Here is a 23,974-nt window from a genome sequence, read left to right as displayed (position 1 = left end):
TGAAGGACGGGACCTTTTTTTCGCCCTATTTGAACCGGATATAAAAGCAGGCACCGCCAAGCGCGCTGTCCCGGACACCGTACTTCAGCCCGTGGCTGTCGAGAATCAACCGGCTGATCGCAAGACCGAGACCATGCCCGGAGCCGCCGGTCTGTTTGACATACAAATCCCAGATCGTTGACCGGTCGTTTTCTGCGACACCGCTTCCGGCGTCCTCCACCGTCAATTCGGTTGCTGTCAGCCGGACGAACACTTCACTTCCGCTCGGGGCAGCGACATAGGCGTTCATCAGAAAATTGACGAGAACCCGTTCGAACATCCGCCGATCAAGCGAGAACAGGACCGGTGCTGTCGCGACCGTTAAACGAAGACCGTCTTTTTTGAACGTCAATCGTAACCGTTCCGCCGTTTCTTCGACTAATTGATCCACGGCCACCTCCGTCCGGTCAAGCGGCATCATTCCGCCGGCGAGTTTCGAATAGACCAGCGTCTCGTCAATCAACAGCCCAAGCCGATCCGTTTCTTCGATGATACTGGTTGTGACGTCCGGCAGTTCGTCGACTGGAATCACTCCGGCCGCCAGAGCTTCCGTCTCGTTGCGGATGATGGCGAGCGGTGTCCGTAAATCGTGCGTGATTCCGGCAATAAACGATTTTTGTAATGCTTCTTTTTGGACAAGCTGTTCCTGCATCTCATCGACCGCATGAATCAGATCACCGACTTCATCATTCGGGCGGTCAGGTAAAAGCACGTCTTTTTGTCCGTCGCCAATCTGTTTGGCGACCGTCCGCAGTTCCATGATCGGCCGGATGAATTGCCGTCCCATGTAATAGGCCAGCCCGGTTGCCAGCAGTAAGGCGGCAAGTAACGCAACACCAATCGCCAGATAGACGCCATCGAGGGCACTGCTTGCGAGCGGTGCTTCGCGAATCGTCGTGATGACCGTATCGCCGCTCTTCAACTGATACGTCAACAGCCGGTTCCCCTGGACTTCGATGATGTCTTTTTGTTTGAGATCGTCAAGAATCGGCAGTTCGATGACTTGCCGTCCCCGTCCCCCGATTCGTTCCGTCACCCCGTCACGCGTGATAAACCCTTGGATTTCCCGCGGGACCGGACGATTTTCCGCCAGTGCTTCCTCGATGATATTTGCTTCCCGCATCAACTGACTGTAACGTTCATCTTCCGCAAACCGGTTGACGAGGAACGCCGTCAGACTGAAACTGAGTATACCCATAATCAATAACGGCGCAATGACAGCCAGCAAAAATTTTCGCATCAACTTACTCATTCGATTGCCTCCAACCGGTAGCCGACCCGGTGGACCGTCTTCAACTGTTGTTTTATCGTCGGCATCTTATCCCGCAACTGTTTGACGTGTGTATCGACCGTCCGCGTATCGCCTCCGAACGTATAGCCCCAGACTTCATCGAGAATTTGATCGCGCGTCAGTGCTTCGCCCATGTGCTCAAAGAAATAGACCAACAGTTCGAATTCCATCTTCGCGAGACTGACGGTGTCCGGTCCACTTTGGACACGGCGCGCCTTCTCATCAATCGTCACGTCACCTAACTGCCGACCGACCGGCAACCGTTGCTTCAACGCCCGCTCGAGTCGGATGATCAATTCCTTGAGGACAACCGGTTTGACGAGATAGTCATCTGCTCCCAGTTCCAGTCCGAACACCCGATCGTCCGCTTCCCCGCGTGACGTCAGCATAAAGACGACAGGAGCCGGGACGGTCGCTTTGATACCCGGGACAAGCGACCAGCCGTCCCCGTCCGGCAGGCGGACATCAACGAGGGCAGCGTCAAACGACGTACCCGCAAGTTTTGTTTTAGCCTCCGCAAGCGATGCCGCGAGTGTGACTGTATAGCCGTGATGACGAAGGAACCGTTCCGTCACCTGTGCCAGCTTTAGTTCATCTTCTATCACTAATATGTGCATCTTCATCCCTCCACTTGTAGTGTACCGTCTTTTTTGAACGGTTGACGTTTCTTTGCGATTTCCTTGCAACTTCCTCACAACTTCGCAGGCGTGTCCCGCTAACATAAAGAGTGAAAGGAGTGATCACCCATGCAATTCAAAAAACAATGGATCACCGCACTGACAATCAGCGCCTTAACACTAGGAGGAGCTTCTGCTTATGCTGCAACCAATGACGACAGCTCAACAGAAACGAAATCAGAACGTCCGCATTTCGAAGGGATGAAACGACTCGATTTTACATTACTGCTCAAAAAATTGAATCTGACGGAAAAGCAGGTCGATGCGGCCCGTGAAAAAGGTTTATCGATCGCAGATCTGGCCAAACAAAAAGGAATTTCGTTCAGTGACTATAAAAAGGCGGAACTCGCCGCCGCAAAAGAACAGCTCGCTTCACTCGTCAAATCAGGTAACTTAACGAAGTCGCAGGCAGCGGATATGTTAAAACATCATACAGAACGTTTTAGCGGGGTTTCGAGTTATGCTGATTTAAAAGAACAGATGCCAAAAGGACATCGCGGTGACAAAGGCGGCTTCTTCAACGAATCGTTGATTGCCGACGTCTTGAAGGCACTCGGTCTGAGCCAAGATACATTCGATGCAGCCAACCAATCGCTCGCTGCTTATGCGAAAGCCCAGTCCATCAAGTTCGCAGATTACAAAAAAGCATTGCTTGCGGCGCAGACGACACAGCTCGATCAATTCGTCAAAGACGGGAAGATGACGAAAAAGCAGGCGACTGAGATCAAAGCCCGCCTGACAGAAGAGTTCTCGGATGCTAACAGTTACGATGACTTACCGGACCGCGGTCAACATGGACCAGGCGGACACGGTGGTCCTGGTCATGACGTCTTCGGTGATACAACGTCCGCTATCTTGAAACGGTTGAATCTCGATGCGACGAAGTTCAAGGCAGCGAACCAGCCGTTACCGGAATTTGCGGAAGCGAACAATATCTCCTTCGCTGCTTTCGAGAAGGCTGTCCTTGCCGAACAAACGAAAGCAATCGACACGAAAGTCAAAAGCGGTGCCATCACGAAAAAACAAGCGACAACCATCAAGGAACGGATGCAGGAACGGGCCGATGAAGTCTCAAGTTACGACGATTTACAGCAGGGACCAAGCGGACATGGACCGGGACGCCATCACGGCATGAACGATGCCGACCGTCCGGATCAGGCTGATCCAAACGCCAGCGAGACTTCGGTTGATCTTGCCATTTAATATGTAAAGCATGGACAAACTCCAGCATGTGCCATTCAACAGGCATCGGCGGGGTTTGTCTTTTTGTCTTTTTGTCTTTTTGTCTTTTTGTCTTTTTGTCTTTTTGTCTTTTTGTCTTTTTGTCTTTTTGTCTTTTTGTCTTTTTGTCTTTTTGTCTTTTTGTACGTTTCCTTCGTTGATGATTTTTTATATTTTTTGCCCGATCGAATGATTCGGGTACGTCTGCTTTCGAAGCTCGACTTCTACGGGAAAAGGAAGCTTTGCTTCCGACGACAGGAACAAGGAAGACCCGGTCGACGGTCACGACGACCGCGGCTTCCGTTCCGCCCGAGAAAAGCGAGCGAAAGAAAGCAGACTTCCCGTCCCACCCTCTTCTTTTCCATTCCACTTCCTCCCATTCTCCAAAAAATGATTCGCTTTTTTTGAAAAAAAAGTCTATTCTTCGAACTTTGATTGCAATTGATCTTCGTTTACTCCGATACTAAGAGTGAGAGAAAAAATTCGAGTGAGGAGATTTGTCTATGACTTTTTTCGACGCGATGCAACGGCTGAGCCGTTCATCTACATCCCCTCTGCTGATTGGCGGGTTAGAGCTGTCACGACCAGAACGTGTGGAACCTTTTTTTCAGCAAAGTACAGATGCTGTCTTTTTCTTTAATCATCTTGGTGAAATCATCTATTTCAACGAACAACTTCCACGGATGCTCGGTTATTCGAAGGAAACTTTATATAATCATTTCGCCGTCTTTAATCCACCGGAACAGCATGCGTCCGTTACGGCATTTTTCGAGCGGGCCCTGGCCGGTGAGACGGTCCACTATACGGCACAAGGTCTGCATGCCGATCAACACCGGCTGACGCTCAAAATCACGAACATGCCGATTGAACAGGATGGTCATGTCGTCGGGGTGTACGGGATCGCACGTGACATCACCCGCGAAAAACAGTTGGAGGATGATGTCGTCCACATCCGGTCGCAACTGGAACTGACGGAACAGATTCCGGAACTGGTCGTCTTTCATTACGATCCAGCGAACCGGACGATTGAGTATTCGCCCTCTTTGATCAAGTACTTGGGAATCGAGTCCAGTCCGGTGAATCCCTTCTCGAATGAACAGTTACATCAACGAATCCATCCGCGTGATTTTGATCCGCTCCGTTTTCAGATGATTCGCCTGCTTGATGGAGAAATCGATACATTCGAACAGGAAGTGTCCGTCCTGAATGCCGACTACGAATATCAACTGTTACGCCTGAAGGCATTACGCCGCGATGGTCCGACCGGACTGATTTCTCTGATTCTCTATGATTTGTCAGAAGTCAGCGAAGCGCGCCGTGAACTGGCACTCGAACGAGAACAGACGCGTGAAATCTATGAAGCGCTCGAAGCCGCCATCTCGCAAATCGATTTATCAACCGGACGTCTGTTGTTTCATTCCAAAGGATTTTTCCAGATTTTCGAAGAGTTGCCGCACGATCTGATCCTCAGTCAGGACTGGCTGTTCGAGCGACTCGATCCGCGTGACGTACCGGCAATGAAACGCTTCATCTTACAGTTGCAGTCTGGTAAAGCAAGTACGATCCAGTATCGTCTGCTGTTCCCGGATGGGCGTATGAAATGGATTGAGGACCAGCAGATTCCGGTCTTCCAGCTGGACGGTTCGATTGCCTACACGAACAGCATCATGCACGACATTACACTTCAAAAAGAGTATGAGGAACGTTTGCAACAGCTGGCGATGTATGACTCGATCACCGGTCTGCCGAACCGTCTTTCGTTGACGGAGACAATCCGTGACTGGATGCAGGCGAACACGGCATTTTCGATTTTATCGATTTCGTTTAACCGGATTTCGGATATTAACAATGCGTTTGGTCATGCTTCCGGTGACCAGTGGATTCAGGCGACAAGTGCACTCCTCAACACCTCAAAACCGGAGGGTGTCTTTTTCGGACACCTCGGAGGCGACGAATATGCAATCCTCGTTCCGTCGAGCCTCAAGGACGATGTCACGTCGTATGCGGAAACGTTGTTGTCTTTATCCGTCGAACCGATTTTAATTGATCCGTACGCCTTATTCACCCGCGTTTCGATCGGCATCAGCCGTTTTCCGGACGACAGCAACGATCCGGTCGAATTGATGAAACATTCGTATACGGCGCTCCGGCGGTCACGACGTGAAAATCAGAGTACCGTCCATCATTATGCGTCCAATCTCGATATCGATTATTACCGCCGTTACCGGCTCGAACAGGATTTACACTATGCGATTGAACGGAAACAACTGTTTCTTGAGTACCAACCGAAAGTCGACAGCTGGACGGGGAAAATCATCGGTCTCGAAGCGTTAATCCGCTGGCAACACCCGGAATGGGGACGGATTCCGCCCAATGATTTCATCCCGCTCGCCGAGGAAAGTGCCCTGCATATCGCAATCGGCGACTGGGTCGTCGAGACAGCGTGCCAGGCGATGCTTGACTGGTCCAGTGCCGGTGCCGATCTTGTCCCGGTATCCGTCAACGTCTCGCCGAAACGGTTTTTGATTCCCGGGTTCGAACACCAGATTGAACAGATACTGGCTGCGTATCAATTGCCGGCCGGGCTGCTGGAACTGGAAATCACCGAAGCGGCATTGATCATGGATGATCCGAACATCAGCCGGACGCTGGAACATGTCAGCCGGCTCGGCGTCCGGATTGCGCTCGATGATTTCGGAAAAGGCTATTCATCAATGGTCTACCTGCAACGGTACCCGATTGATGTCGTCAAGATCGATCGCCAGTTTGCGGTCCATATCGCCGAGGATAAGAAAGCCCAAGCCATCGTTAAAAGTATTCTCTACATGGCGAAGGAGTTTAATCTTGCCGTCATCGCGGAAGGGATTGAAACGATTCAACAGCTCGAGACGTTCCGGTCGCTTGAATGTCCGAACATCCAAGGGTATTTATTCAGCCGACCGGTGTCCGCGGCCGTCATGGAAAGTTTTCTGATTCGGGAAGTCTTGTATCCGATCGAAGCCTGTTCGCTTGCCTCGGATAATGTCCCGAGCTTTACGGTCCAAGGCAAAATCAAGATGCTGCAACATCAAAATCAGACATTTGACTTTAGTTTTTCCGAGATTCAAGCCCACCGGACGAGTACACGTCACCTCTACTTTACGACCGATACTCCCTTACCGCTGCAAACCGCGACGTTTGAAGTCCGGTTGTCGGAAGGTCTGCAGCTGGTCTCCTGCACCCTGACTGTCACTGCTTTTGAGGACGGACAATATGCCGGACGCTATACGACGACGCAGGAAGCGGAACTGGTCTTACGGTTTTTCCAGACATTACGCTACAACGGGTGAAATAAGCACTAAGGTCGTTCTCGCGTGCCTTAGTGCTTTTTTGTTATAGTAATGAAAAGTGTATGTAAAAGGAGGGGTTCGATGCCCGCAGCTGAACAGGCCAAACGACACCGCCGTTCAACGAAATGGCAACTGGTCCGTCGTTTGTTGTTGCTTACGATCGGTGCCGTGATTTTCGCCATCGGACTCAAAGGATTCCTTGTTCCGAACAGTATCATCGATGGAGGGATTGTCGGCATTTCCATCATCGGATCGAAACTGACCGATTCGACACTCGCATTGTGGTTATTCTTTCTCAACATCCCGTTCATCTTCTTCGGTTATAAACAAATCGGGAAGACGTTTGCCTTATCAACGCTTTATGCCATTTCCGTCATGGCGATTGCGACGAAGTTACTGGAAGACATCGGTCCGATGACACGGGTCGATCTCCTCGCAACCGTCTTCGGCGGGTTGATTCTCGGAATCGGGGTCGGGATCGTCATCCGGGCGAGTGGTTCACTCGACGGGACCGAAATTTTAGCAGTCTCGTTCAGCCGCTCGACCCCGTTTTCCGTCGGCGAAATCGTCATGTTCTTCAACGTCTTTATTTTAGGGGCTGCCGGTTTCGTCTTCGGTTGGGACCGGGCCATGTATTCCTTGATTACCTACTTCATCGCCTTCAAGACGATTGATGTCGTCATCGACGGGCTCGATCAGTCGAAGAGTGTCTGGATCATTTCGGAAAACCATGAAGAGATCGGTCTTGCCATCATGGACCGGCTCGGCCGGACGATGACGTACCTGAACGGGGAAGGCGCTTTTTCCGGCGATGACAAAAAAATCATCTTTTGTGTCATCAGTCGGTTGGAGGAAACAAAGCTGAAGGAAATCGTCCGCGATTTTGACGAAGAAGCCTTTATCGCGATCGGCAACATCCATGATGTCCATGGCGGTCGTTTCAAGAAAAAAGATATTCATTAACGTATCCTACTGCAGAGAGGAAGAATCGCCGTGTCGTTTTTGAAAAAACATCGCAAGAAACTGATTGCCGGACTGATTGTCCTCGTCGTCTTAGTGTTGATTGCCATCGTCGGCATTTCTGCTTATGTCGGTTCTTCCTTAACGGAGCCGCCCCGGGAACCGTTGACGACCAATCCGAAAAAGGCGGAGGATCTGGCGTACGAAAATGTCTCGTTCCGCTCTTATAAAGACCGGACCCGTTTATCCGGCTGGTGGATTCCGAGTGAAGATGCCAAGTTGACAATCGTCTTTGCCCACGGGTACGGAAAAAACCGGGAACAAAACGATGTCCCGGTGTTGCCGCTGTTCAAAAAGTTCCATCAAGCCGGCTATAACGTCCTGACGTTTGATTTCCGCGGCTCCGGTCAGTCGGAAGGCAAACGCGTCACGGTCGGAGCGAAGGAACAGGATGATTTATTGACCGCTGTCCGCTACGCGAAGTCCCGGGCCTCGGAACCGGTCGTCCTCTACGGCATCTCGATGGGCGCGGCAACGTCTCTCGTCACGGCACCGAAAGCCGAAGTCGCAGGTGTCATCGCGGACAGTCCGTTCAGTGATCTCAAGAACTATCTTGCGACGAATCTGCCGGTCTGGAGCGGTCTGCCGAACTTCCCGTTCACGCCGGTCATCCTCCAGGTGACACCGCCTTTGACGGGACTGAACCCGGAACGCGTCCAACCGCTCGAAGCCATCCGCCGAATTGATTATCCGATCTTGATGATTCACGGCAAGGACGATGATGCGATTCCGGTCACGGAAAGTATGCGGCTGCAAAAAGCGGCACCGCGGTCTGAATTGTATGTGACGGAAAACGGCGGGCACGTCCAGTCGTACAAACATGACCGGAAAGCCTATGAAGAAAAAATCCTGTCGTATCTCGAAGATATCCGCTAAAAAAAGGAGGCACTGTTCCGAGGAACAATGTCTCCTTTTGTCTATCCATTATCGTTTTAGAACAGCACTCCCGACAATTTTCAGGACTTCCGGCCGGCTGAGTTTTTCTTTTCCCCGTGCGAGCGCATCCAGTGTTCCGTGGGCGAGTGCAAGCGGAATCTTGCAGAACTCATAGATTGTCGTCTCTCTTGGAATCGAGGCGAGATATGCATCGGCTTCCGCCAGATTCTCCCGGGCATACTCGAACATCGTCTCCGTCGTCCAACCCGGTGGGAAATAGCCGACACCGCGTTCGGCGTCCTCCTGTTGATTGCGCAGGATGTTGACGGCCTGCAGTCCCCGTCCGAATCCGATCGCCTGTTGCTTGTCCGTCACGATACCGGCTTTCCAGTACCAGATGTCGGATAACATGACACCGACCAGTCCCGCAACGTAATACGTGTACTCGTCAAGATCTGCTGCCGTTTTGACCGTCCAGTCCCGCTCGGCCCAAGTGGCCATGCCTTCTGCCATCTCGGCTGTCGATTCCAGGACTTTCGCCCGAATACCGACCGGACAATACGCAATCCATTCTGACAGGCGCAGCGTCACTTCCGGCAACTGATTCGCGTAAGGGGCGATCATCGTCCGGTATGTCTGCTCGTCGAATGTTCCCCGCATCATTAACGCCGTTTCGCGCAATAATGTCGTCTTGACCCCGGTCGGCAATTCCTCGTGGTCCTCGATTTCATCGATCGCCCGCATACATAAGTAAGCCGCACCAACGGCTTCCTGTAGTTCCTGTGACAGACGGCTGATCGGTATATAAAAGGTCCGGCTCGTCGCTTTTAATACACGATTCGCATCTTTCTTCAGCTGCTTCGTCTCATTCATCCATTACACTCCCTCTTTAGTCAAAAAGGTTTCTTTTCTCTACATTACTATACACGATTCAAAAGAAATGAGCATTTTTTTGTTGAACGAAAAAACAGGACCGACATTGAAGTCCGTCCCGTCCTGGTCATGTATCTGTCCGTTGTTTTAATAATTGGCTCATCAGACCGGTACTTTGCGAAGCTTCCGCGTTTTCATCCTGAATCGCGAGATAGATTTCTTTGCGGTGGATATCGATTTGCCGGGGCGCGTTGATGCCGAGTTTGACCTGATCCCCTTCGATTGCGAGAATCGTCAACTCAATATCATCCCCGATTTGAATCGCTTCTCCCGTTTTTCGTTTTAAGACGAGCATCAGCGGCCACCTACTTCGGTCAAACTGCCGATCATCCGACGATTCGCATACGTTTCATCGAGAATGATCTGTTTCGCTTGACGGCGTTTCGTCTCCATGACGAATGGTGCTCGTAAGTTCGTCGTCGATTCCTGGAACGGTTCACGTAACGTGACCGTCGTATAGACAGCGACTTGTGCCGTTTCCTGAATCCCAAGTTGTTCCTTCGCCGATTCCGGTAATTCAAACACGTAATCCGGATCAATCCAAAATGGATTCGTCACGACAAACGCACACTCCGGCTGGTCAATCGATTGGAATGACCAAAAAGGAATCCCTTCTCCGAACGGTAAGAGGATAAAGCGTCGTGCTTCCGGAAAACCCGGTACTTCCGAGGCGAAGGTGATGATTTCACTTTCGTCGACTTGAACCGGACCAAAAAAATCAGTCATGATTTGCATATGATTATCCTTCCCCATCGAACATGCCGCCGACCGGCCACATATCCAGTTGATTTTGTTCCCGCAGATAAATTTCGACCGTACCTTCCGTCACATTCAACTCCGGTCGATTGACCTGAACCTCGATTCGCGGTCGTTCTGCTGTGTAATTGAGTTGCACTTCCGCCGGTGTATAATTGATTTTGACGCGTTCGAGACTGCGTGGCGAAAAGCCGAGTGTCGTCACTTCAGCAGGCGGTGTGTCCCGCGATTTTGCGACGCGGGATACCGCATTTCCCCCTTGCTCGATTCGCATCAATTGATCGCCTTCAGACGCTGCCCGGCCAACTGCCTGTTGCCCCATCTGACGACCATATTCTGCATAACGCTGGACTGACTCAAAAGCTGGAAGTCGTCCCGTTTCAATCATCGCTTGGGTCGAATCAATTTCGAGTCGTGCTGCGACGGTTTCAATCGACAGATTCCCTTTTGGTTGTTCAATCGATAATGTCGCCGGTGCCTGATGTTGCTCAAGTGTCGCACGGGTGGTGTTGATTCCAATCTTCGCTGACGTTTGACGCATCTCAAGATGTGGCAGATTCACCGTCCGTCATCTCCTTCTTAACGTAAGAAATCAAGCAAGGTTGGCTGAATGATCCGCGCCCCCGCGCTGAGTGCCGCACGATGTAACGTTTCATACGACTTCAGTTCCATGATGACTTTTTCGGCTTCGATGTCTTCGTTATCCGACATGACCGATTTTGCGATAATTTCTTGATCTTCCAGACGAGATGCGTTCAGTTCAAGTCGGTTGACCCGCGCCCCAAGGTCAGCACGCGTTTCGACCGTCTGATTGAGCATACTATCAAGATCTTTTAACATCCCTGATAATTCGGCTCCATTATTTGAACTATCAACGGCACCTGCGTCTGAAACCCCACCAAGAGCATCGTATAATTTTTTGAGCGTCGTGAACGTCTCCGGACTAAATACATTTGTCGGTGAAACGTTGACTTGAACTTCAATTCCGGAAGAGATTTCATAACGGATGACTTCTTCTTTTAGAGTTGGATCACCGTCTGTAAATACGGTATTAACCGCCTTACCCGGTGTCGTTAAATATTCTTTCAAACCTTCCATCGAAATGAAGGGTTGATCCGTCTTTGTTCCATTAAAAATGGCTTTTTCATTATATTTCGTGTTCGCCAGTGTCCCGATATGTTCAATCAGCTGACCCACTTCGCTCTGAATTGCTTTCCGTTGCGTAGCATCATACGTATCCGTCGCAGCTTGTGTCGTCAATTCGCGGACCCGACTCATGGCGGATGTCACTTCGTTGAGTGCCGAGTCCGTCAAGTCCATCCAACCTGTCGCTTCATTGACATTTTTTTTGAACTGTTCGACTTCACGCACTTCTGTCCGGTAACGAATCCCTTGCATTGCGACGACCGGATCTTCAGATGGTCGCTGAATCTTTTTTCCACTGATTAATTGTTCCTGCATCGCACTCAGTTTTTGATAACTGGCGGAAAGATGTCCGATATTTGTTTTCGTCAGCATCGTTTGTGTTACGCGCATTTAGTCATCACCGTCCTACGATTCCCATACCATTGATGATTTTATCAAGCATCTCATCAACCGTAGTAATATTACGCGCTGCCGCGTTGTATGCATGTTGGTACTGAATCATCATCGTCATCTCTTCATCGATTGAAACAGCCGAAACCGACATACGGCGCTGTTCCGCACTTTCCATCAAAACGGCAGAACTCTGACCGAGCCGAGCGACCTGATCCGTCGCGACTGCCATATCTCCAATGACATTTTGATAAAACGAACCGATTGTCGTCGTCGTATCGGATCGTTCAAAACGAATGTTTGCCGTTTTCATGTTGGCCAGTTTCAAGGCACCGGCACTATCACCGATGTTTCCGTCTGTCGAGGTAGCAATGTTATCCAGGCTCTTTTTAATGTCTGCTCCAAGCGTAATCGACTTTGCTGTGATTACTCCTCCGTTGGAAGAAACAAAAAATTCACTTGTACCCGCTGTTTTGTCTTTTTTTACATTCGTCGCATGCGCTTCGTTGAATGCTGTCGCAAACGTTGCTGCCATCTCATCCAGGTGTCCCTGCATATTGACATACTCACCCGTTGCTTGACCATCCTCAACGTGTCCGTACATCTCAATCAGACCAATTAATCGACCTGATGAAAAACCGCCGGCTGCGTCAAATGAGATCGTTTGTGAATCTGTTTTGAATCCTGTATAGAGACCATTGTCATCTGTTGTAAAGGTCAACGTTCCTGCTTTTGGTAAATCTGAATCCACTGCAAGCAACTTGTCACCATTCGGTAATTTGATTCGAACATCAATCCGACCTTCTGCCGTTTTAACCGTATTCCCAAGTGTTCCTTGCTGAATCGCATCACCGTCGACTGATACTTTTTCAAAATCGACGTACTCTGCGAGTTCATCGAAATAACGGTCTCGTTCATCATAAAGTGCATTTGGTAACACACCAAGCGGTTCGACTGTATGGATTTCAGCATTGATATTATGAATCTTTTTGAACAGATCATTTACTTTTTTAGTCGAGACCTCAATTTCACTTTTCAGGTCACCTTGTACTTGATTAAGTGCCTTCGCCATGTAATTAAACGTTTGTGTCAATGTCTCCGCTTTTTGACGGACGACACTCCGGGCACCTGAATCCTGGGGATTCGTTGATAAGGTCTGAAGGGATTCCCAAAACCCGTCAAATGCTTTAGACAAGCCTGTATCCGACGGTTCATTGATGACATCTTCCATACGACCGAATGCGGCTTCTTTTGTACCATAGTAAGATGTCTTCGTCGCCTCGTCTCGATATTGTTTATCGAGCATGACATCGCGGACACGTTCGAGGAGTTCACCTTTTACACCCGTACCGATTTGTCCCATTTTACCTGTACCGATTGCCATCGACAATTGCTCTGTCGTCGCCATGACAAGACGTTGCCGTGAAAAGCCGGCCGTTCCTGCATTGGCGATATTGTTTCCGGTCGACTGGAGCGCCCACTGATTCGTCGTCAGTGCACGACGACCGGTTTCAAGCCCCATGAATGTTGAACCCATGTATTTGCCTCCTTAAGCATTTCGATTGAAATGTGCGCGATCAAGCGCGGACTGACCATATGTAAAATCATCTGCTTCTGGTATCAGCAATTCCAGATGCCAGTTTAAATAGTGTAACGATTGAGTGAGTAAGTCAGCGTTCAACTCGTTCAGTACCTTCAACTGACCAATCGTTTGAAGCAACCGACGCATGGAATCGACATCCTCCGGGTGCGCTTGCAGCCACTCCGTCATCGTCATCGTCCCCATCTGAGCGAGACGCTGCTGCTCCAACTGTTCGATTCGTTTTAAATGAATCGGTTCTTCCTTGACGAGCTGCGAAAGACGCGGCATATCATTTTGAATCAAGACCTGTTTTTTTTCTTCCGCCAGTTCCAGTAGTGCGGCATGTTCCGCCGTCAGCTGATCGATGAGTTCCATCCGTCCTGTCCTCCTCCGTCTATGTTCGTTCATATAAAAAGCGACCCGCGCATCCGTGCCCCGAGTCGCCTCTATTGTTTAAGTTAGTCTTCTTACAAGTTCAAGAAACGTTCCGCGATTTTCTTCGCATCCGGTTTATAGGTTCCATCCTGAATGGCTTGTCGAAGGGATTCGATTTTTTCGGTCCGTGAAGGCGTCGTTTCGTTAAAGCGCAACCGCGCTTCGCTTGAAATCGTCACTTCATCCGGCCGATTCGTGCGTGTTGGTTCTGTTCCTTCTACTTTTTGATTTTTTTCGTACGTCTTAGGCATGTTAACCCACTTCGTAGAATCAATTCGCATGTGAACACCTGCTTTCTAGACTACAAGATTCTTAATTCAAGTTCGATACGTTCGCGGTTTCGAAGGGGCAGAAGAATCAAGCATCGCTTGAGCGAGTTCACGTCGCAATTTTTCGCGACATTCGGCACAAATCGTGCCATCACGGGAGGGCTTCCCGCAACTCTCACACATGATCTCCATCTGAGAAATTTCAGAGATCAACAATCGCCCTTCTTTAATGTAACGGAAGACCGTTTCTCTCTTTACTCCGATAGCCATCTCAACATCTTTAGGTGAGGTTCGGACTTTTCGCCGTTCTCGCAGGAACTCACGCACCTTCTCAAAATCAGTATGATCTTTTCTGATACAATCGACACACAGATCAGAAGATTGACGAACAAATAACTTCCCGCAAGTTTTGCAGTTTAATACATCCATTTCCTTCACCTCATATTGAATATCGGCAGGAATGAAGATTTTTTAAACACTTCGAAATAAAGTTACCGCAGAAATTTCTTTGGCGCCGGCTTCATAAAGCCGTGAAGCCGCTTGGTGCAAGGTGATTCCGGTCGTATAGACGTCATCGACTAGCAAAATCGTTTTTCCGGTCACCGGCTGAATGACGTGATACGGATTGTCCCGTTCCAGTCGTTCGTGCCTCGTCTGATGACTGAATGCGACTCCGTCCGTCCGTTCCAGCACAAGCCGGACCCGTCCCCGCATCATCCGGGCGATCAGTTCCGCCTGATTGAAGCGGCGTTCGCCCAACCGCTCCGGACTGAGCGGAATCGGGACAATCCAGTCCTGTTTGACTTTTACCTTCTTGAGCTCTGTTTTAAACACATCGAGCAAAGCCGTGTCCCCGAGAAACTTATACCGTTTCATGAACGCCTTTGCTTGTGTCTGATAAAGAAATAGCGGGTGCGTGACCAATCGCCGTCCCTGGTTGCGCCAGTTTTGACAATCCGGACAAAGCGGCGGTCCCGGTTTGCCGCAATCCTCACATCCTTCGCATTCCCCTCTTTTTACAAACTCTATTTTACAGGTCGGACACAGGGTTTGCCTAGTCCAGACATTTGATAACGTCCAAACGGGTAAAAAGTCCTGCCCGCACAGGTGACAATTCATCGAAATCCCTCCCGGTTCGCTCGTTTAATGTGATCAATTGCTTCGTACATCGCGTCGGACCGGTCATTAGCAAAGAATACGACGTCCCCTTCCGGAAAATCAGCACTTCGTCCGACCCGTCCGCTGATCTGAATCAGGGCCGCACTGCTGAAGGATTGATCGGCATCGAGAACCGCCACTTGAACGCCGGCTAACGTCACGCCCCGTTCGAGGATCGTCGTCGTCAACAGAATACCGGTCGTCTGACGGAAACGGGCGACCTTCGTGACCCGGTCCGGATCGGCAGCATGGACGGTTTCACACCCGATTCCCTGCTGATGTAAAAAGGTCTGCCATGTCTCAAGCGCCGCGACTTGCGGCACGAACAATAAACGCGGTTGGGTCGCATGCGTCCGAAGCCAGTCCACGATATCCTGTTTCGTATAGGGAATCTGCAGGCGGGGGATCGGCAACGGAAAACCATGATAGCGGCGCATCAAACGGACCGTCGGCAGGCGTTGATCGCGAAGTGATGGGGTCGCACTGAGTAAAATCAAGGAAGCACCGGGAGCCGTCGCCTGACGGACATAGCGGTGTAATGTCCGATCGGTCCGGTACGGAAAGGCATCGACCTCATCAATGAAGACGACGTCAAAACACGCGCGGTAATGAATCAATTGATGGGTCGTACTGATGGTGATGTCGCCGAGTCCCAGTCGCTCCGCGGACCCTCCAAACAACGAAACGATGGTTGCCTGTTGAAACGCCTGTGTCAGATGCCCTGTCAATTCCCGGACGACGTCCGCGCGCGGCGTCGTGATCAGGACACGGCGATTCGTACACAGTGCCCGTTCGATGCCCGGAAACAACATCGGCGTTTTTCCGGCGCCGCAGACGGCATGGACAAGCAGCTTCGCTTGTTGATCAATCGTCCGGATAATAGCATCGGCAATCCATTGCTGATCACTCGTCAAGTTCAGTTCCGTATGATAATCGGGACGGACGGGGTCGAGCGGACGCGGATCCGTGACAAGACGGTCACACGTCCGCAGTTTGCCGAAAATCAAACAATGTCTGCAGTAATAACAGCGTTTCCCGCACATACACGGTCCCCGGGTCGGTAACTTTCCGCATCGCTCACAACGCCATGTGACAGCCGGCCGGTATTCAAGAGGAGCATCGACCGGCGTGTCAATCCGGTAGTCGGGAATCAATCGTCCACGTAAATCCATAAGTCACTTCCTTTCGTTGACTGACTCTCCCTTTCGGCAAGACGGACGGACTTCCTGCCGCCGCTTGAAAGCCCCTATTTGGAATAACGGGACGAAAAAAACGTACCTGCTTTCGCAGATACGCCGTTGTTCGTTGTATGTCCTATGGATAATACAGGGTTACGCTTCTTGATACCAGGTAATACCGATTGCACCGGGTCCTAAGTGGGTTCCGATGACGGGACCAAACACACTCATCTCAATCCGGGCATCCGGGAACCGTTCCTGTAAGACGGCAATTTCTGCTTCCGCTTTGGACGAATCTTCCGCATGGATGACACCGATGACATGACCGGCACCTGTTCCTTGAATCGTCTCGTCCATCATTTCCTCAATCCGTTTGACGGCCCGTTTGAACGTCCGGATTTTTTCGAACGGCACGATTTTCCCGTCGACGAAATGGAGAACCGGTTTGATTTTCAGGAAAGAACCGACGACGGCTTGCGTCATGCTGAGACGTCCGCCGCGTTGGAGGTGTTCCAAGTCATCGACCACGAAATAGGCACGGATGACTTCTTTTAATGCTTCAAGACGGGCGACGATGTCAAGCGCTGTCGCACCGGCATCACGCATCCGAACGGCTTCTTTGACTAAAAAGGCTTGCGGCATACAGGAAATCCGCGAATCAATCGGATGGACCTGAACGTGTTCGACCATCATGTTAATCGTATGTAAGGCCTGGTACGTCCCACTGATTCCGCTTGATAACGTGATACCGATGATATCCGTCCCTTGCGGAAGTTGTTCAAACGAATCAACAAGATCACCGATGTTCGGCTGTGAGGTCGTCGGTAAACTTCCTGTCTGAATCCGTTGATAAAAATCAGGTACGGAAATATCGAGTCCTTCACGATACGCATCTCCGTCAAAGATGACACTAAGCGGTGCAACATGGACATTGTTTTCTTCACAATAGGTAGTTGGCAGATAGGCAGTACTATCCGTTAAAATCACAATCTGGCTCATTCGTGAATTTCCTCGCTTTTAAGAGTTCCGTCGTGACATAAGGTATTCTGACAGGTCACAATCGGTTTTTATCATATCACAGGTTGAAGTCTAAAAAAAAGAAAGACGGAGCCGAATCGGCTTCCGTCCTGACCTTAAACGACGACGACCCAGCCGCGGCGAATCGCTTCGACGACAGCACCGGTCCGATCGGGTACATTCATCTTACGTAAAATAGAGGATACGTGGTTTTTAACGGTTTTCTCACTGATGAACAACGTATCGCTGATCGCCCGGTTCGAGAAACCGTCCGCGAGCAGCTGCAGGACTTCACATTCCCGGCGTGTCAACACATGTAACGGTGCTTCGGCGACACGTTTTTCAATCGGTTGTGAAGACATCGTCTGCTTCATCTTCATCAGACGACGGTATTCCTGTAACAGGTTCGGTGTGACTTTCGGGTGGACATATCCGCCTTCCCGGTACACAGAACGGATTGCATTGACGAGTTCATCCGTGGCCATCTCTTTTAAGAGATAACCGACCGCCCCTGCTCCAAGCGCATGCATGACATACGTTTCATCGTCATGGATTGAAAGGATGATGACCCGGACTTCCGGATGGACTTCCATCAAACGTTTCGTCGCTTCGACCCCGTTGACTTTCGGCATATTTATATCCATTAAGACGATATCCGGCTGATGGGCTTCAACGAGTGGAATCACGTCTGCTCCACTCTCGCCCTCCGCGACGACGACGAACTCTTCTTCGAAATCAAGAATCCGTTTGACGCCTTCCCGGAATAACTGATGATCGTCGATGATGACTACTTTTACTTGCTCGTTATTCACAGTGTTTCTCCTCTCACTTCGGATTCCTCAACCGGAATCCTTACCTTGATGACTGTCCCTTTACCTGGCTGTGTCTCAATCTCAAACTCACCATCTATCAATTCAATCCGTTCCCGCATCCCGATCAGTCCAAATGACTCATCACACGATTCGACGATCGAATCAAAATCAAATCCAATCCCGTTATCCTTGACATGGATCCGAACAGAATGTTGATACTGTTCTATGATAATACGAATGTCCCCTGCTTTGGAATGCTTAACTGCATTTTGGACCGCTTCCTGGACAATTCGGAAGACAGCGACTTCATACGTGGATTCAATCCGTTCGCCGCCCCCGAGATAATTAAAGTGAATCGGGATGTTGGAAATTTCCTGCATATGTCGTAAATAGCGTTCAAGTGTCGGGACGAATCCGAGATCATCGAGTGTCATCGGCCGTAAATCATAGATGATACGTCGAATGTCAGCTAATCCATCACGAATCAATTTCCGCAGACGATGTATTTCTTCAAAGGCCGCTTCCGCGCCGTTATGCTGGTGAATCTTTTCAATCAAATCAGCCCGGATCAACACGTGAGCAAGCGTCTGCGCAGGTCCGTCATGCATATCCCGCGACAGGCGGCGGCGCTCATTCTCTGCCGACTGGAATACTTTTAAACCCATCTCTTGTTTTTGCATCGCTTTTTCGTACTTTTCGTTCATGACCTGCATGTCGTCCGTCAGGAAATTCAATACGACCGACACACGGCTGATCAGCATGTCGGCACGTTCGATCGTTTCGTCCAGTTGAATCAAACGCCGTTCGAGCTCGTCCCGCCGTTTGCGGCAGTTCATCTCATCGCGTTGATTGATGAATGACTCGAGCTGAAGCGAATTCGCCGTCTCATAAGCAGAACGAATATCTTGTTCCGAGTAGTTGTCGAAGTTTTTGCTTACGATGACGAGTCGCGCTTTCGAATCCTTAATGTGTCGTTCCAGCCGTTCAGCTTCTTTAATGTAGTCGTGAACACGTGTCTTCAACTCCCGTAGCTCCTGCTGAATTTCAGCATACTGCTCACGTGAACTTTCGGTAATCCGGACAATTTCTTCCCGGCTTTCTTCTACGACACCAATGATGTTCTGTACGATATCATTCAAGGACAGTCGCTCCCCCATCTCATTCGTCATACTACTCCCTCCGTTCCTTGCCAGTCCCCACGGTTGTCTCTCTCTCAAATCGTCGTTATGCTAGAAAGAACTAGTTAACGAGGAGGACATTTTTGATTATGACATTATTTAATTATTATACAGTAAAAGAAAACGGTTTCCATGAAATCATTATCCAAAAGTCACGATTTATTACATATTTGGCGCGTGCCACCTCGGAAGAAGAGGCTCAGCGCTTCATTGCGGACCTCAAAAAAAAACATTCGGATGCCAATCATAATTGCTCCGCCTACGTCATCGGCGAACGCAATGAGATTCAAAAAGCCAACGATGACGGCGAACCGAGCGGAACGGCAGGCGTCCCGATGCTCGAAGTCTTAAAAAAACGGAATCTCCGCAATACGGTCGTCGTCGTGACCCGGTACTTCGGCGGCATCAAGCTCGGCGGCGGCGGATTGATCCGGGCTTACGGCTCGAGTGTCTCGGAAGGCCTCAACGCTGTCGGTATCGTCGAACGGATTGCCCACGATTTAGTGGAAATCACGGTCGATTACACCTGGCTCGGAAAGCTGGAAAATGAATTACGGGCAACCGAACACATCATTGATCAGATTCATTATCTTGATCATGTCAAAATAGATGTCTGGGTCGAGGAAACAGCCGTCCCCGCCTTTCTGGATTGGATGACGAATTTGACGAACGGCCAAGCCCTGCTCGAGAAAACGCATTCGCGCTACGTCGAACGTGACATTCAACCTTGACCTGCTATACTGATTGTAAAGAATTTAAAAGTTTTCTAATAATTCAGTAAAGTAAGGAGTAATGAATCGTGGATGATTCCAAACGATCCCGTTCTGCCAAACCAAAACCGAAGCGGTCGTGGTTTAAAGTGTTCGTCACCATTTTTCTAGTCGTATTTATCGCTGGAGGTGCTGCATTTGCCTATGTCGCTAACAAAACGTTTAAAACCGCCAAACAATCTGAGGTCGAACTGTCACGTGGAGATAAATCAGACAAACGGGCTGCTGCCGTCGACTTAACGAAAGATCATTTTTCCGTCCTGCTCGTCGGAACGGATGAACGTCCGGGTGATACGTCCTCACGTGCCGATACGATGATTGTCGCAACATTCAACAAAACGGATAAACAAGTCAGTTTACTGAGTATTCCTCGTGATTCCCTCGTCATGATCCCATCTGTCGGGTACGAAGATAAAATCAATCATTCCTATGCGTTCGGCGGCATTGATTCAACGATTGAGACCGTCGAAAAGCTGTTTGATATCCCGATTGATTATTACGGTTCAATCAATTTCAATGGTGTCGTTGCGATTGTCGATGCTGTCGGCGGCATTGAAGTCGATGTCAAATTACCAATCGATACGTTAAACTCTTCCGATAAAAAAGGAGGCGTCAAGCTCGAGCCCGGTCTTCAACGCTTAAACGGTGAGGAAGCTCTTGCCTATGCCCGGATGCGTTACGAAGATCCAGAAGGAGATATCGGACGGACGAAACGCCAACAACAGGTTGTTCAAGCGATCATCGATCAATCGACATCCTTTGGATCCATCACAAAGCTGAACAAGTTGATGGATGCGACCGGTGATAATTTCACGACAAACATGTCCCTGACGGAAGCGTTCCAATTACAGCCGTTCGTCAAATCCTTGGATACCGTTAACCGGATTGATTTAAAAGGAACGGATGCCAAGATTAACGGTGCCTACTATTATCAGCTCGATCCAGGTTCTCTCGCCGATGCGAAAACGATGTTAAAGGAACAGTTGAACTTGCCTGATACAGCGGATGAATCGACTTCAACGCCGGAGGTTACCGATGATTCAACGACTGAAATCAACTGATTATCCCGAACTTTACCGGCTTCAACAACAGGCTTACCGCGTCGAGGCAGAACTGATCGGTGCCGCTCTCTTTCCACCGCTTCTTCAGACGGAAGCCGCGTTACGCGAGGAACACCCGTCCGGTTATATCATACGTCTCGACGGACGACTCGTCGGAGCGGTAACAGTCGACGGTGAGACCATCACCCGGTTGCTCGTCTCCCCGGATTATTTTCGTCAAGGCATCGCCACGCAACTGCTCCGGTATGCCTGTGAACAACAACTGCTCCGCTTCGTTTCGACGGCTGCGTTAAACAAGCCGGCGATGGCGTTGTATCAAAAAATCGGATTTCAATCCATCCGTCAAGTGAAACAAGATTCAATCGTACTCGTGACACTTGAATGTGGTGACGTTCCCGGTAAGTGATTGGTGATAGAGAGAGGCTGACTTAAACGTCAGTCTTTCCAAAGACAAAGGGTGGCAGAGTAATTCTGCCACCCTTTGTCTCGTTTAAAATCAGAACCAGCCCATGATCGATCCAATCACCGCACCGAGGATAACAATCCGGAGCGGTGATTGTTTATAAAATCGGAGCAGACAAAACAAACCGAATGCAACGAAAAAATCGACTCCTGTTTTGACGCTCGACGTGAAGATCGGATCATATAACGCAGCAAGCAGAATTCCGACAACGGCTGCATTGACACCAATCAACATCCGTCCGACCTGTTTGTTGCCACGGACCCGGTCCCAAAACGGCAGGACACCAAGGACAAGTAAAAATCCAGGCAGGAAGATGGCGAGGGTCGCAAGGATTCCGCCCAGCAGCCCGTTCACGACCGTTCCAAGATACGTCGCGAAGGTAAAAAGTGGACCCGGGACGGCTTGAGCTGCCGCATATCCGGCTAAGAAACTGTCACCCGTCAAAAAGTCCGGCACGAGCGACTGCTGCAAGAATGGCAGGACGACATGTCCACCACCAAACACGAGTGCACCTGCACTGTACATGATACTCGTCAGTTGGAGATTTCCGGTTGCGCCATTCGCTAAAACCGGTGTCACGACGAGCAGGACGACGAACAAGATCAAGGCACCGATGCTGAGAAGACGCGGCACACGAATATCCAGTTTCCCGCCACCTGCAGGTTCATCTTCAAACCAAAACAGACCAATCAATGCCGCAACAAGCAAGACACCGACTTGCGCGAGTGGATGGGCGAGCAACAAGACACCGGCCAACGCCAGCAGCATTAAAAATAACCGTTTCGGACCAACTGCAAGTTTTGTTCCCATACCGAGAACCGCATCCGCAACGATGGCGACCGCAACCAGTTTCAGACCATGGATGAAACCGGCTTCCGTTAAATCAAATTCGGTTGCGAGCAACGCAAAAAGGATCAACAGAATACTTGATGGTAACGTAAAGCCGATGAATGAGACGATTGCTCCGACGACTCCACCCCGGACAAGACCAATCCCCATCCCGACCTGACTCGAAGCCGGTCCCGGCAAGAATTGGCAAAGGGCGACGAGGTCGGCATAGGCTTTCTCATCCAGCCACTTCCTTCGCTTGACGTATTCCTCGTAAAAGTATCCTAAATGGGCGACGGGTCCGCCAAATGACGTTAATCCGAGCTTCAAGGACACGATAAAAATTTCAATCCATCTGTTCATATGACCACCTCCACGCTGAATTATACGAAAACTGTGTAAATTTTCTGTGACCATTCAGACGTTTGATGATTTTTTCCCGCCATATGTGACAGTTCTCCAAACAGTCTCGACAGGACCTTGACGATACCGTTTCAGGTACCAGCTCGAGAACAGGATTTGCATGACTAGTACGACGATCACAAGTAACGTTCCCTGCCAGAGCGGAATCGTCCCGTACCGTCCGGTCACGAACAACACCAGTGTAAAGATGACCGTCTGCATGAGGTAATTCGTCAAGGCCATCCGTCCCAACACTTGAAACCCCATTAACGGACGTCCTGACCGGACGAGTAAGGCAATTCCCGCCGCATATGCGACAGCAAGCGTACGCCCCGACAGCCAGACGAAAAAATAATTGGCCAGCCCATCCGGGAAACGCCCCTGATGAATCTGAACGATCGGATAGAGTAACGGTAACGATAGCAACAGACTGGCACCAAACACGAGACCGATTGTCCGGGTCGCCGGCGGGCGGACCGTGAACCGTTCCATCAAGTAAGCCCCGATTAAAAACAGGGAAAGAATTTCCGGCCAAATCGCCAGTGAATTGTTTAAGCCGTGCGGTAATTGAACGGTCGCATGATAGGTGACGAATTCTATGATGTCACGTGCCGCCACGATGGATTGCAGGGTCATATCCGGGTCCGGAATCGACCGGTCCCCGACAGACTGGGCATATTGATAAATCGAGAGATAACGAAAGAAGACATACAGCTGTAAGGCAAGACCAATCCACAGTTTCGTTGATGGTCGTGTGTGGACGAAGGCAAGCAACATCAAACCGCAAAGGGCATAGGTCTGCAGAATATCCCCTCTCCAGACCAGCAGATGGATAAGACCGAATAGAAATAAAGCCAGCAAGCGGCGGACGAAAATCCACAGTGATTGTTTCTTTACCCGCAAGCGATTGATGAATAAGATAAAGCCGGCTCCAAATAAAATGCTGAACAACGTGTAAAATTTCGTTTGGATGAACAGGTCAAAAAACAGGCGCAACACCTGATCGGCAGTTCCCATCTCATTCGTGAAACGTTCCCCAAGGAAACTCGGCATATTGACAAAGAGGATTCCGCATAAAGCAAATCCCCGCAACACATCCAGATAGACAATTCGGTCTGCTCGTTCAATCGGATTCATCTCGAC

The 23,974-nt window shown here is 50.0% G+C and carries 26 protein-coding genes; 7 read left to right on the top strand and 19 right to left on the bottom strand.

The annotated features are described in order from the left end of the window. Positions 1-25: 25 nt before the first annotated feature. Both DVG79_RS00815 and DVG79_RS00810 read right to left on the bottom strand, forming a co-directional pair. Complete coding sequence (locus tag DVG79_RS00815) at positions 26-1,291, bottom strand: HAMP domain-containing sensor histidine kinase (RefSeq protein WP_114595082.1); 1,266 nt, start codon at positions 1,289-1,291, stop codon at positions 26-28. Next, the gene (locus tag DVG79_RS00810) at positions 1,288-1,947 is read right to left on the bottom strand and encodes a response regulator transcription factor (protein ID WP_114595081.1); all 660 of its coding nucleotides are present in this window, start codon (positions 1,945-1,947) and stop codon (positions 1,288-1,290) included. The genes DVG79_RS00815 and DVG79_RS00810 overlap by 4 nt, the downstream gene beginning before the upstream one ends. Positions 1,948-2,076: 129 nt before the next feature. On the opposite strand from DVG79_RS00810, the gene DVG79_RS00805 reads away from it, so the two are divergent. The 4 genes from DVG79_RS00805 (at position 2,077) to DVG79_RS00785 (ending at position 8,453) form a co-directional block, all read left to right on the top strand. Continuing rightward, positions 2,077-3,210, top strand: coding sequence for a hypothetical protein (locus tag DVG79_RS00805; protein WP_114595080.1), 1,134 nt, complete (start codon positions 2,077-2,079; stop codon positions 3,208-3,210). Between the two features lie 521 nt (positions 3,211-3,731). Then, on the top strand, positions 3,732-6,557 hold the full coding sequence (locus tag DVG79_RS00795) for a sensor domain-containing protein (RefSeq protein ID WP_114595078.1): 2,826 nt from the start codon (positions 3,732-3,734) through the stop codon (positions 6,555-6,557). 81 nt (positions 6,558-6,638) lie between these two features. After that, a complete protein-coding gene (locus DVG79_RS00790) occupies positions 6,639-7,520 on the top strand; it encodes a YitT family protein (protein ID WP_114595077.1) in 882 nt (293 codons plus the stop codon). Positions 7,521-7,550: 30 nt separating this feature from the next. Then, positions 7,551-8,453: an alpha/beta hydrolase gene (locus DVG79_RS00785; RefSeq protein ID WP_114595076.1), complete on the top strand. Its 903-nt coding sequence runs from the start codon at positions 7,551-7,553 to the stop codon at positions 8,451-8,453. A gap of 48 nt (positions 8,454-8,501) precedes the next feature. Here DVG79_RS00785 and DVG79_RS00780 read toward each other — a convergent pair whose 3' ends face one another. The 15 genes from DVG79_RS00780 to DVG79_RS00715 all read right to left on the bottom strand — a co-directional run bounded on the left by DVG79_RS00780 (position 8,502) and on the right by DVG79_RS00715 (position 19,298). Next, a complete protein-coding gene (locus DVG79_RS00780) occupies positions 8,502-9,326 on the bottom strand; it encodes a squalene/phytoene synthase family protein (protein ID WP_114595075.1) in 825 nt (274 codons plus the stop codon). A 127-nt stretch (positions 9,327-9,453) separates the two neighbouring features. Next, a complete protein-coding gene (gene csrA, locus DVG79_RS00775) occupies positions 9,454-9,681 on the bottom strand; it encodes a carbon storage regulator CsrA (protein WP_026827533.1) in 228 nt (75 codons plus the stop codon). After that, complete coding sequence (gene fliW / locus DVG79_RS00770; protein WP_233494500.1) at positions 9,681-10,121, bottom strand: flagellar assembly protein FliW; 441 nt, start codon at positions 10,119-10,121, stop codon at positions 9,681-9,683. The genes csrA and fliW overlap by 1 nt, the downstream gene beginning before the upstream one ends. A 4-nt stretch (positions 10,122-10,125) precedes the next feature. Beyond that, positions 10,126-10,704 carry a DUF6470 family protein gene (locus DVG79_RS00765; protein ID WP_114595073.1) on the bottom strand — a complete coding sequence of 193 codons (579 nt, stop codon included), beginning with the start codon at positions 10,702-10,704 and terminating at the stop codon, positions 10,126-10,128. A gap of 17 nt (positions 10,705-10,721) precedes the next feature. Further along, entirely contained in the window at positions 10,722-11,678 is a 957-nt protein-coding gene (flgL, locus tag DVG79_RS00760) for a flagellar hook-associated protein FlgL (protein ID WP_114595072.1), read from the bottom strand. A 7-nt stretch (positions 11,679-11,685) separates the two neighbouring features. Continuing rightward, positions 11,686-13,215, bottom strand: a complete 1,530-nt coding sequence (gene flgK, locus DVG79_RS00755) for a flagellar hook-associated protein FlgK (protein WP_114595071.1) — start codon at positions 13,213-13,215, stop codon at positions 11,686-11,688. Positions 13,216-13,227: 12 nt separating this feature from the next. After that, the gene (locus DVG79_RS00750) at positions 13,228-13,635 is read right to left on the bottom strand and encodes a flagellar protein FlgN (RefSeq protein WP_114595070.1); all 408 of its coding nucleotides are present in this window, start codon (positions 13,633-13,635) and stop codon (positions 13,228-13,230) included. 92 nt (positions 13,636-13,727) lie between these two features. Next, complete coding sequence (gene flgM / locus DVG79_RS00745; RefSeq protein WP_114595069.1) at positions 13,728-13,976, bottom strand: flagellar biosynthesis anti-sigma factor FlgM; 249 nt, start codon at positions 13,974-13,976, stop codon at positions 13,728-13,730. A gap of 36 nt (positions 13,977-14,012) precedes the next feature. Beyond that, positions 14,013-14,393: a hypothetical protein gene (locus DVG79_RS00740; RefSeq protein ID WP_114595068.1), complete on the bottom strand. Its 381-nt coding sequence runs from the start codon at positions 14,391-14,393 to the stop codon at positions 14,013-14,015. Positions 14,394-14,435: 42 nt separating this feature from the next. Then, positions 14,436-14,840 carry a ComF family protein gene (locus DVG79_RS16220; protein WP_233494499.1) on the bottom strand — a complete coding sequence of 135 codons (405 nt, stop codon included), beginning with the start codon at positions 14,838-14,840 and terminating at the stop codon, positions 14,436-14,438. Further along, on the bottom strand, positions 14,827-14,952 hold the full coding sequence (locus tag DVG79_RS16280; protein ID WP_255412929.1) for a hypothetical protein: 126 nt from the start codon (positions 14,950-14,952) through the stop codon (positions 14,827-14,829). The genes DVG79_RS16220 and DVG79_RS16280 overlap by 14 nt, the downstream gene beginning before the upstream one ends. A gap of 127 nt (positions 14,953-15,079) precedes the next feature. Continuing rightward, entirely contained in the window at positions 15,080-16,294 is a 1,215-nt protein-coding gene (locus DVG79_RS00730; protein WP_114595066.1) for a helicase-related protein, read from the bottom strand. Between the two features lie 159 nt (positions 16,295-16,453). Continuing rightward, on the bottom strand, positions 16,454-17,299 hold the full coding sequence (locus DVG79_RS00725) for a DegV family protein (protein ID WP_114595065.1): 846 nt from the start codon (positions 17,297-17,299) through the stop codon (positions 16,454-16,456). Between the two features lie 134 nt (positions 17,300-17,433). Then, a complete protein-coding gene (locus DVG79_RS00720; protein ID WP_012371334.1) occupies positions 17,434-18,129 on the bottom strand; it encodes a response regulator in 696 nt (231 codons plus the stop codon). After that, on the bottom strand, positions 18,126-19,298 hold the full coding sequence (locus tag DVG79_RS00715) for a sensor histidine kinase (protein ID WP_114595064.1): 1,173 nt from the start codon (positions 19,296-19,298) through the stop codon (positions 18,126-18,128). The genes DVG79_RS00720 and DVG79_RS00715 overlap by 4 nt, the downstream gene beginning before the upstream one ends. 98 nt (positions 19,299-19,396) lie before the next feature. Between DVG79_RS00715 and DVG79_RS00710 the strand changes: the two genes are divergently transcribed. The 3 genes from DVG79_RS00710 (at position 19,397) to DVG79_RS00700 (ending at position 21,544) form a co-directional block, all read left to right on the top strand. After that, a complete protein-coding gene (locus DVG79_RS00710; RefSeq protein ID WP_114595063.1) occupies positions 19,397-20,038 on the top strand; it encodes a YigZ family protein in 642 nt (213 codons plus the stop codon). A 68-nt stretch (positions 20,039-20,106) separates the two neighbouring features. After that, complete coding sequence (locus tag DVG79_RS00705; RefSeq protein WP_114595062.1) at positions 20,107-21,138, top strand: LCP family protein; 1,032 nt, start codon at positions 20,107-20,109, stop codon at positions 21,136-21,138. Beyond that, positions 21,113-21,544 (top strand): GNAT family N-acetyltransferase, encoded by a 432-nt coding sequence (locus DVG79_RS00700; RefSeq protein ID WP_114595061.1) that lies wholly within the window; start codon positions 21,113-21,115, stop codon positions 21,542-21,544. The genes DVG79_RS00705 and DVG79_RS00700 overlap by 26 nt, the downstream gene beginning before the upstream one ends. A 90-nt stretch (positions 21,545-21,634) precedes the next feature. On the opposite strand, the gene chrA is transcribed toward DVG79_RS00700, so the two are convergent. After that, positions 21,635-22,792, bottom strand: a complete 1,158-nt coding sequence (gene chrA, locus DVG79_RS00695; RefSeq protein ID WP_114595060.1) for a chromate efflux transporter — start codon at positions 22,790-22,792, stop codon at positions 21,635-21,637. Positions 22,793-22,846: 54 nt separating this feature from the next. Further along, on the bottom strand, positions 22,847-23,968 hold the full coding sequence (locus tag DVG79_RS00690; RefSeq protein WP_114595059.1) for a DUF418 domain-containing protein: 1,122 nt from the start codon (positions 23,966-23,968) through the stop codon (positions 22,847-22,849). Positions 23,969-23,974: the final 6 nt, after the last annotated feature.

The sequence above is a fragment of the Exiguobacterium sp. RIT594 genome (assembly GCF_003339585.1).
Taxonomy (GTDB): domain Bacteria; phylum Bacillota; class Bacilli; order Exiguobacteriales; family Exiguobacteriaceae; genus Exiguobacterium_A.
Note: the sequence above shows the minus strand (reverse complement) of the source record. Positions and strands in the feature narration are given on the sequence as shown.

Bases quoted from the DNA above. Each gene is read 5' to 3' on its own strand.
- DVG79_RS00725 (WP_114595065.1), bottom strand. From the start codon at position 17,299: ATGAGCCAGATTGTGATTTTAACGGATAGTACTGCCTATCTGCCAACT.
- DVG79_RS16220 (WP_233494499.1), bottom strand. From the start codon at position 14,840: ATGAAACGGTATAAGTTTCTCGGGGACACGGCTTTGCTCGATGTGTTT.
- flgM (WP_114595069.1), bottom strand. From the start codon at position 13,976: ATGCGAATTGATTCTACGAAGTGGGTTAACATGCCTAAGACGTACGAA.
- flgK (WP_114595071.1), bottom strand. From the start codon at position 13,215: ATGGGTTCAACATTCATGGGGCTTGAAACCGGTCGTCGTGCACTGACG.
- DVG79_RS00795 (WP_114595078.1), top strand. From the start codon at position 3,732: ATGACTTTTTTCGACGCGATGCAACGGCTGAGCCGTTCATCTACATCC.
- DVG79_RS00750 (WP_114595070.1), bottom strand. From the start codon at position 13,635: ATGGAACTCATCGATCAGCTGACGGCGGAACATGCCGCACTACTGGAA.
- DVG79_RS00700 (WP_114595061.1), top strand. From the start codon at position 21,113: ATGATTCAACGACTGAAATCAACTGATTATCCCGAACTTTACCGGCTT.
- DVG79_RS00780 (WP_114595075.1), bottom strand. From the start codon at position 9,326: ATGAATGAGACGAAGCAGCTGAAGAAAGATGCGAATCGTGTATTAAAA.
- DVG79_RS00710 (WP_114595063.1), top strand. From the start codon at position 19,397: ATGACATTATTTAATTATTATACAGTAAAAGAAAACGGTTTCCATGAA.
- DVG79_RS00805 (WP_114595080.1), top strand. From the start codon at position 2,077: ATGCAATTCAAAAAACAATGGATCACCGCACTGACAATCAGCGCCTTA.
- DVG79_RS00740 (WP_114595068.1), bottom strand. From the start codon at position 14,393: ATGGATGTATTAAACTGCAAAACTTGCGGGAAGTTATTTGTTCGTCAA.
- flgL (WP_114595072.1), bottom strand. From the start codon at position 11,678: ATGCGCGTAACACAAACGATGCTGACGAAAACAAATATCGGACATCTT.
- csrA (WP_026827533.1), bottom strand. From the start codon at position 9,681: ATGCTCGTCTTAAAACGAAAAACGGGAGAAGCGATTCAAATCGGGGAT.
- DVG79_RS00715 (WP_114595064.1), bottom strand. From the start codon at position 19,298: ATGACGAATGAGATGGGGGAGCGACTGTCCTTGAATGATATCGTACAG.
- DVG79_RS00790 (WP_114595077.1), top strand. From the start codon at position 6,639: ATGCCCGCAGCTGAACAGGCCAAACGACACCGCCGTTCAACGAAATGG.
- DVG79_RS00815 (WP_114595082.1), bottom strand. From the start codon at position 1,291: ATGAGTAAGTTGATGCGAAAATTTTTGCTGGCTGTCATTGCGCCGTTA.
- DVG79_RS00730 (WP_114595066.1), bottom strand. From the start codon at position 16,294: ATGGATTTACGTGGACGATTGATTCCCGACTACCGGATTGACACGCCG.
- chrA (WP_114595060.1), bottom strand. From the start codon at position 22,792: ATGAACAGATGGATTGAAATTTTTATCGTGTCCTTGAAGCTCGGATTA.
- DVG79_RS00810 (WP_114595081.1), bottom strand. From the start codon at position 1,947: ATGCACATATTAGTGATAGAAGATGAACTAAAGCTGGCACAGGTGACG.
- fliW (WP_233494500.1), bottom strand. From the start codon at position 10,121: ATGCAAATCATGACTGATTTTTTTGGTCCGGTTCAAGTCGACGAAAGT.
- DVG79_RS00690 (WP_114595059.1), bottom strand. From the start codon at position 23,968: ATGAATCCGATTGAACGAGCAGACCGAATTGTCTATCTGGATGTGTTG.